This is a genomic window from uncultured Rothia sp. (assembly GCF_916049665.1).
GTDB lineage: Bacteria > Actinomycetota > Actinomycetes > Actinomycetales > Micrococcaceae > Rothia.
Window position 1 is genome coordinate 1 of sequence record NZ_CAJZIE010000079.1, and the last position, 8,388, is coordinate 8,388.

Annotated in this window: 6 protein-coding genes; 3 read left to right on the forward strand and 3 right to left on the reverse strand. The window is 61.1% G+C overall.

The window, feature by feature from the left end; all coding sequences use genetic code 11:
• Positions 1–70: 70 nt before the first annotated feature.
• A complete protein-coding gene (locus tag QZ540_RS07485) occupies positions 71–439 on the reverse strand; it encodes an Rv2175c family DNA-binding protein (protein ID WP_294628884.1) in 369 nt (122 codons plus the stop codon).
• Positions 440–686: 247 nt separating this feature from the next.
• Here QZ540_RS07485 and QZ540_RS07490 point away from each other — a divergent pair, with 247 nt between their 5' ends.
• Positions 687–2,399 (forward strand): serine/threonine-protein kinase, encoded by a 1,713-nt coding sequence (locus QZ540_RS07490; RefSeq protein ID WP_294628886.1) that lies wholly within the window; start codon positions 687–689, stop codon positions 2,397–2,399.
• 149 nt (positions 2,400–2,548) lie between these two features.
• Here QZ540_RS07490 and QZ540_RS07495 read toward each other — a convergent pair whose 3' ends face one another.
• Positions 2,549–3,913, reverse strand: coding sequence for a class II 3-deoxy-7-phosphoheptulonate synthase (locus QZ540_RS07495; protein WP_294628888.1), 1,365 nt, complete (start codon positions 3,911–3,913; stop codon positions 2,549–2,551).
• Positions 3,914–4,235: 322 nt separating this feature from the next.
• The gene (locus tag QZ540_RS07500) at positions 4,236–4,985 is read right to left on the reverse strand and encodes a lysophospholipid acyltransferase family protein (RefSeq protein ID WP_294628889.1); all 750 of its coding nucleotides are present in this window, start codon (positions 4,983–4,985) and stop codon (positions 4,236–4,238) included.
• A gap of 225 nt (positions 4,986–5,210) precedes the next feature.
• Between QZ540_RS07500 and QZ540_RS07505 the strand changes: the two genes are divergently transcribed.
• Both QZ540_RS07505 and QZ540_RS07510 read left to right on the forward strand, forming a co-directional pair.
• Positions 5,211–6,077, forward strand: a complete 867-nt coding sequence (locus QZ540_RS07505) for a carboxylesterase (RefSeq protein ID WP_294628890.1) — start codon at positions 5,211–5,213, stop codon at positions 6,075–6,077.
• A gap of 149 nt (positions 6,078–6,226) precedes the next feature.
• Entirely contained in the window at positions 6,227–8,359 is a 2,133-nt protein-coding gene (locus tag QZ540_RS07510; protein WP_294628891.1) for an AMP-binding protein, read from the forward strand.
• Positions 8,360–8,388 lie beyond the last annotated feature (29 nt).

An 8,388-nucleotide genomic window follows, 5' to 3' on the forward strand; every position in this document is an offset into this window, starting at 1 on the left:
ACTCTTGAGTTATAGTACCGAGCCGGTATTACCATGCCAGTATTACCAAGCCGGTGTTACCAGGCTAGTATTACCAAGCCAGTGCCTGCGCGCGGCGACGAATCTCAGTCTTGCGACCGTCAATCAGTGCGTCGATGGGGCGGCCGGGCAGGGAGTCGTCGTTGGTGTACAGCCACACGATAGCTTCTTCATCACTGAAACCGGAGTCCTTCAGGACCACGAGGGTGCCCCTGAGGGATTCGAGCACGCGCGAGCCGTTTAGGAACAGCGCGGGAACCTTGCGCACGTTGGTTTCCGGGTCGCGCAGAGCGATGAGCGTACCGTCAGAAATCAGGTTGTGAACGCGGGTCACCTTCAGGTCGAGGGCCTGCGCAATTTCGGGGATGGTTACCCACTCGCCGACGAGGGCGAAGGTCTGAGCAATATTTTCGTTAGTCACCTTTTAAGAGTGCCAGAGCTGGCACGTATTTACCACTTTTGACCCGCCGCAGGTTCGGCGCCCCTCCCGGATTCTTCGTTCTTGCGTGTTACCCGCTGTTCGTGCATTGGGGCCGGACCCGCTGGCGCTTCTTAAGAGTTCGCTGAGTGTTCACCTGCTCGGCGCTCTTTGGCATCGCGTCTGCCCAGGTGGGCGGGCTAAAATGTTGAGACGTATGAATACTCCCAGCCCACGCCGGATTTCTCCCGTGAACCCCCGTTCCTCTAATACTTCTGTTCCTCCCGCCACTCGTCCCGCTGCCCCGGATACCGCTATTGGTTCTTCGCAGTGGCTCAGTGGCGCCATTATTGAGGGTCATTACCAGGTGGGTTCGCTCATTGGCCGCGGCGGCATGAGCGAGGTGTATTACGCGTTGGACCTATGGTCGAATAACCCGGTCGCGCTCAAGGTCCTCTCCCCCGCTCTCGCTGAGGATGCGGCGAACCGCCAGAAGTTCCACCGTGAGGAGCGTTCGATGCGCCAGGTGGGCGGCGGCGGGCATACGGTGGGCGTGATTTCTTCGGGTACCGAGTATTTTTCGGGTCAGATGGTCATGTACATCGTGCTCGAGTACGTACACGGTTGTACCCTGAGCCAGCTGTTGCGTGTGCGTAACGCACTTTCGCTGGGTGAGGCGCTGGACATCCTCATTCCGGTGGTGGAGGCGCTCTCCGAAGTTCACGCGAACCGCTACCTGCACGGCGATATCAAGCCGGGCAATATTCTTCTCGACGCTAACGGTCAGGTAAAACTCACGGACTTCGGCCTCTCCCGCCGTGACGACCAGGTGGATGCGGGCGCCCCCATGGGTACCCCCGCCTACGTGGCGCCGGAGGTTCTGGATCCGAAGGTGAAGGTCGGCGCGCAGGCCGATATTTTTGCGCTCGGCGTGATGATGTACCGCATGCTTTCCGGCCGCCTGCCCTTTGTGGGCCTAGAGAATGACCAGCAGGTGCTCTATCACAACGCGAATATTGAGATGCCCGCGCTGACCGATGTTGCGCCGGGTGCGGACCGCGATATTGCGGGGCTGATTTCGTGGTGTACCCGCAAGCAGCCTCACGCCCGCCCCGAGGATGCGACCGAGCTGTTCACGGCTCTGCTGGAGATTTCTGAGTCGCTGGGTGAGTCCGAGCGTGCATGGCGTGCACCCTCGTGCCCGGAGCCGGAGCTTCCTCTCTGGGAGGCTGTTGCCGATATTGCGGAGCGTAGCGGTGCCGCACAGATGGTGCGTAACACCCCGATTAGCGCGTTTAGCGATGCCCGCGACCTTCTGGCATACGATGTCTACTCCCCCGACAGCCTCGTGTACGATGCCTCGGCAGCGGGTCAGGGCGTGCACCTTGCCGACGTGGACGCGGAGGACTCCGTGCTGAACCGCCAGGGCATTCCGCCGCTGGTGCGTTCCGCCTCCGATGATGACGAATCTGACGGTGTCGAATCTGACGGTGACCAGGAGCACGACGGCGCAAAGGGTAAGTCCGGCAAGCGCGGCATAGGGTCGTTCATGGACCGCCGCGCCTCCGCGGCGAGGGGCCCGCTGACTCAATCCGTCGGCATTGGTCCGCAGACGGAGCAGGAGTTCATCTCAGCTAACGGCGAGTACGCCCCGATTCACGCGGAGCGTTCCTTGAACCCCTCGGGTGCGCGCCGCCCGAAGTCTAAGGGCTCGGCGAGCGCCGCTGAGGCTTCACCGGCTGAGGAGGCCGTTTCTTCTCAGGATTCCGAGCAGTCTTCGCAGAAGGATCCTCGCCTTCCGGCTAAGCAATTTAGGACTCCGCCCTCTGGTATGGCGGTGGGCGGTTGGGCTCTCGCGCTCATTCTGCTGGGTATGGGTTCGAGCTTCACCGGCTGGTGGCTTGCAACCTCGCTCGTGCAGTCGCAGTGGTGGCGCAATATTGAGGCGTTCTTGACCTTCTAGCAACGCGCCTTCCTGAGCGTCTTTTCCCCGTTTGTACCGCGCGCTACTTAAACGCACGTGCCCGGGTCTTCACTCAGTGTGAGTGAAGACCCGGGCATTGTCGCGTCTGCTACTCTCCGCCAACTATCGCGGTGAAAAGCGTGAACGTTTTATGCGCGGTTCTTGAGGTACTCGGAGACCAGGAACGCGATTTCCAGGGACTGCGAGTGGTTCAGGCGCGGGTCGCACAGGGACTCGTAGCGGTCAGCCAGTGCCGCCTCGTCGATAGCGTCGGAGCCGCCCAGGCATTCGGTCACGTCGTCGCCGGTCATCTCCACGTGGATACCGCCGGGGAACGAGCCCAGAGCCTCGTGCACCTCGAAGAAGCCGCGAACCTCGTCGAGCACGTCGTCGAAGCGGCGGGTCTTGTAGCCGGAGGGCACGGAGATGGTGTTGCCGTGCATCGGGTCGGTTACCCAGACAACCTTCGCACCCTCGGCCTGCACGCCCTCAACAATCGAGGGCAGCTTCTCGCGAATGTTCTTCGCGCCCATGCGGGTGATGAAGGTCAGGCGGCCGGGCTCGCGGTTCGGGTCGAGCTTGTCGATCAGTGCGAGTGCGTCCTCAGCGGTGGTGGTCGGGCCCAGCTTCACGCCGATGGGGTTGCGGACCTTGGAGAGGAAGTCCACGTGTGCATCGTCGACGCCGCGGGTGCGCTCGCCAATCCACAGGAAGTGTGCGGAGGTGTCGTAGGGCAGCTGAGTACGGGAGTCGATGCGGGTCAGAGCACGCTCGTAGTCCAGAACGAGTGCCTCGTGGCCGACGTACAAGTCGGTAGTCTTGAGAGCTTCGAAGTTCACGCCGCAGGCTTCCATGAACTTGAGGGCGCGGCCGATTTCGTTAGCGGTCTTCTCGTAACGCTCGTGCGCGGGGTTGGAGGTGAAGCCGCGGTTCCACTGGTGCACGGCGCGCAGGTCTGCGAAGCCGCCCTTGGTGAAGGCGCGCACCAGGTTCAGGGTGGAGGCGCTGGTGTGGTAGCCGCGCAGCATGCGCTTGGGGTCGTGTACGCGTGCTTCGGGGGTGAAGTCGAAGCCGTTGACGGTCTCACCGCGGAAGGAGGGCAGGGTGACGTCGCCGCGGGTTTCCATGTCTGCCGAGCGGGGCTTGGAGAACTGACCCGCCATGCGACCCATCTTCACCACGGGCATGGATGCGCCGTAGGTGAGCACTGCAGACATCTGCAGGATGGTCTTGACGCGGCCGGAAATCTTGTCAGCGGTTGCGCCCGCGAAGGTTTCTGCACAGTCGCCGCCCTGCAGGAGGAATGCGCGGCCTTCAGCAACCTCGCCGAGTGCCTGACGCATTGCGTCGACCTCACCGGCGAAGACGAGCGGCGGTACCGAGTTCAGCTCGGCGATAGTGCTCTCAAAATCTTCGTGCTCGCTCCAGGTGGGCTGCTGGTCAATGTGCAGCTGACGCCAGGTGTCTAGGCCGTGGTCGGTGGCCTGCGAGGTGCTGAGGTTTTGATTGCTCATCTTCACTCCATCGGGATGGTCTTGTGCGTTTTCTGATTCGACCCTGGTTCGGGTGCCCGGTGCGCCGTGTTCGGCGTGCGTGCACGTGGTTCTCAGGGATGAATAGACTAATTGTACTCTTGCTTGCTTCAACACCTAACCCTGTAGTCAGGTACATCTCATATGTTTAGATGGCACCACCAGGTGTCGACGATAAGCGGGTTGATGAGCGCCGTTGCAGAACGGCATACGAAAGGGCGGGATGCGGCGTCTACCGCATCCCGCCCTCTGGCGTATGTGCGCACCCGTTTGGGGTGCTGTCTCAATGTTTAGTGCTGCAGGTTTAGTGCTGCAGATGTGCGACTGCCTCATCAGCGCTCATGTTCTTATCAGCCATAAGCTTCTTGACGCGGTCGGCGTACACGTCCACGTATACCTGACCGCTCAGGGCGCGAATCTCGGAGCCGATACGGTCGGCAATTTCGCGCTGAACACGGTGGCTCATATCTGCACCGTCGGTGTATTCCTCGAAGGTGAGGGGCTTGCCAATAATGGTGCGCACCTGAATGGGCTTGCCGTCGTGGCGCAGGCGAATACGGTTCGAGCCGGAGGGCTGAATCAGGTCGGTACCAATCTGTCCGACGGGCACTACGGGCACGCCGGTTTCCAGGGCAAGGCGGGCGACGCCAACCTTGGGACGGTAACCGCGTCCATCGGGGCTGCGGGTGCCTTCGGGGTAGATGCCAATCACGCCACCGTCCTTGAGGACCTGCGCGCCGGCGTTGAGGGATTCTTGGCTCTTCTGGCCGCCGGAGCGGTCTATGGGCAGCTGACCGACGCCGCGGAAGAATGCTGCCATGGCACGGCCCTTGACGCCGGGGGTGGTGAAGTAGTCGCTCTTGGCGAGGAAGTTCACGGTGCGAGGCATGGCGTGAGGAATGAAAATGGAGTCGCAGAACGCCAGGTGGTTGCTGGCAACGATGTAGGGACCCTCGGGCAGATTCTCAAGGCCCACCACGTCATGGTGGTACAGTCCCTGCAGCAGGGGGGAGCCAAGAATCTTAAAGGTTGAATAGAGGGCGGTGTTAGGCATGGGGTCTCCTCTCTGAATGTTCCCGGCTCAATTCTAGCGTGTCTGGAGAGCCGCGAGGGAACGCGCGATAATTAAAGAAAAGAGAACGATTTTTCTGCGCACCGGTGTATTGGGTGCGCTGGAGGCGATATACCGGTATCGGCGCTGTGCCCGCGGTAGCCGGTCGGGGTACGCTATAGAGCCTGCACCTGCGTTCATGTTCTCGCAGGTTGGCGAAGGAGGACCATGAGCATTTTTGATAACTCGTTGGAGCCGCTCAAGCGGATGCTCCGTAAGGCTCGCGAGCGCAGGCTTCTAGCGACCCAGAATGTTAAGGATTCTCTGGCGCGTCGCCTCGAGGGCGACCAGGAGGCGTTCGATCACTCCCCAGTTTCCTTTAGTCCTGACCCTGCGCAGCATTCTATGGGTATTTTGCTGGTGCACGGTTTTACGGGTTCGCCGCATAGTATGCGCCCGTTGGCTCAGCATTTTATGAAGCTTGGTTATGCGGTGGAGATGCCGTTGCTGACCGGTCACGGCACCCGTTGGCAGGATTTGCGTGATAGCACGTACCAGCAGTGGCTGGATTCTGCCGAGCAGGGGTACCGCCGCCTGACCAATCAGGGTCTGCGTGTGGTGGTCATTGGCATGTCGATGGGTGGCACGGTGGCAACTCATCTGTCGGCTCGTCTGCCGGTGGCGGGTACGGTGCTGATCAACCCCTACATGGTGGATGTGAACCCGCTGATGCGCCATGCGGGCAAGGTCTCTAAGGTTCTGCCGATGCTCAAGGCGATTGGCTCCGATATTGCGGTTCCTGGTGTGAGCGAGGGCGCGTATTCTATCGTTCCGACGGCGGCGGTACATCAGCTGCATCTTTTGGGTGCTGAGACGCGTGCGCTGATTCCGCAGTTGAAGGCGCCGGTTCTGTATGTGCGTTCACTGGGCGATCATACTGTGTCGGATAGCTCCCATAAATATTTTCTCGAACATTGTTCAGTTCCTGTAGAATTTAGGTGGCTGACCCGCAGCTACCATGTGGCAACGCTCGACTACGACGCCGAGTATCTTCTCTCCACCGTTCAAGCTTTTGTCGCATCCCTAAACCACTAAATTCTGAAGGTTCCACGCACCAACCGGCGCATGCATCACCCGCCGCGGTGCGCAGAACACTCAGAAAGCCATCACGGCACCTCGAGAAATCGAGGACAGCCCGCGGCACCGGACCGCCCGAGCTTACGCCCTGATTTGAAAGGCGCATTATGAAAGTCTTCTCCGCTCCCGCTGAGGTTCTCGTCGACCCCTCGCTGAATCTGACGAGCATTGTTGAGCGTCACCGCGCCGACAGCACTAACCCTGTGCTGTACCGCCGCCAGATGTCTCCGGGTAACTGGCAGCCGGTTCGCGCCCAGCAGTTCCACCAGATGGTGACCGACCTGGCGAAGGGCATGATTGCTGCGGGTATCCGCCCGGGTGACCGTGTGGGCATTATGAGCCGCACCCGTTTCGAGTGGACCGTCATTGACTTCGCGATTTGGTACGCGGGCGCTATCTCCGTGCCGGTGTACGAGACGAACGCCCCCGCGCAGGCGGCATGGGCGCTCGCGCACTCGGAGGCGACCGCCATCTTCGTTGAGGACGAGAAGCTCCTGGCGCGCATCGCGGAGGCTGAGGAGTTCGCCTCCACGACCGAAGAGCCCATGCAGCTGAAGCACCGCTGGGTCATTGAGAACGGCGACCTGGATGCTCTGAGCGCCCGCGCCTCCGAGGTGGGCGATGAGCAGCTGGAGCAGGTGCGTTCCGCCGCCGGCTGCGATGACCTCGCGACCATTGTGTACACCTCCGGCACGACTGGCCGCCCGAAGGGTTGCGCGCTGACTCACGGCCACTTCCTGAACCTGAGCGTCAACACCAAGCTGGTTGAGCCCGAGATTGCCAACCCCCGCAACTCCTCCATCCTGTTCTTGCCGCTCGCGCACGTTCTGGCGCGCCTGATTCAAGTTCTGGCGCTGGATGCCGGCCTGGTCATCGGCCACTCCCCCAACATTAAGAACCTCGCTTCTGATCTGGATAGCTTCAAGCCGACCATGCTGCTGGTGGTGCCCCGCGTCTTTGAGAAGGTGTACGAGGGCGCCATGGCGAAGGCAGCGAAGGGCGGCAAGTTCAATAAGGCTCTCTTCGAGCGTTCCACCGACATCGCGGTGCGCTGGTCGCAGGCGAAGGTTGAGGGTCGCGTGCCCATCAAACTGGCGGCTCAGTACGCCCTGTACGACAAGCTGGTCTACTCGAAGCTGCGTGCCGCCCTGGGTGGCGAGCTTCGCTACGCGGTTTCCGGTGGCGGCCCCCTCGGCGAGCGCCTGGCGCACTTCTTCCACGCGGTGGGTGTGCAGGTTGTTGAAGGTTACGGTCTAACCGAGACCTGCGCCCCGATTGCTGTTGGCCGCATCAACCCGTACCAGATCGGCATGATTGGCCCGCTCATCCCCGGTTCCGAAGGCTACATCGCTGAGGACGGTGAGCTTCTGGTCCGCGGCGTGGGCGTGATTAGCAGCTACTACAAGAACCCCGAAGAGGACGCTCATGCGTTCACCGAGGACGGCTGGTTCCGCACCGGTGACCTGGCTCGTTTCGATGAGCGGGGCTACCTGAAGATTGTGGGCCGCAAGAAGGAAATCATTGTCACCGCCGGCGGTAAGAACGTGATTCCTGGTATTGCGGAGAGCCATTTGCGCACTTCTCCCCTGGTGTCTCAGGCGATGCTGGTTGGCGATGAGAAGCCGTTCATTGCGGCGCTGGTGACGCTGGATCCGGATACCCTGCCCGAGCAGCTGGAGCATCTGGGTCTGCCGCGTTCGCTGACCATCCCGGAGGCGGCCGTTCACCCGGCAGTTCGCGCCGCAATTCAGAAGCTTGTGGATGAGGCGAACCAGCTGGTTTCCCGCGCCGAGGGTATTCGCGAGTTCCGCATCATGAACCGTGACCTGACCGAGGAAGATGGCTACCTGACTCCTTCGCAGAAGTTGCGCCGCGCGAAGATTCTGCAGGACTTCTCCTCCTACGTGGATGAGATGTACGGCAAGGTTTCCGATAGCACTTCGGATTCCTTGGCTCGCCTGCAGGAGTACGCTGCGGAGCAGTCTGAGAAGTTCGCTGAGCTGCGTGAGCAGGCTGCTGAGCGTCTGCACGAGTATGCGGATCATCAGGCGGAGCGTCTTGCCGAGCTGCGCGAGCAGGCGGCTGAGAAGTTTGAGGAGCTGCGTGAGCAGACTGCCGAAATGATGCAGAAGCCACAGGAAGATAAGGCAGAAAAGGCTGAGGATTCTTCCGCTGCAGTTCCGGCTGAAAAGGCAGAAGCTAAGAAGGCTGAGAAGAAGTCTGAAAGCGACAACGCCTAACCGGCTCTAGCTACCGAAACGAGAGGAGG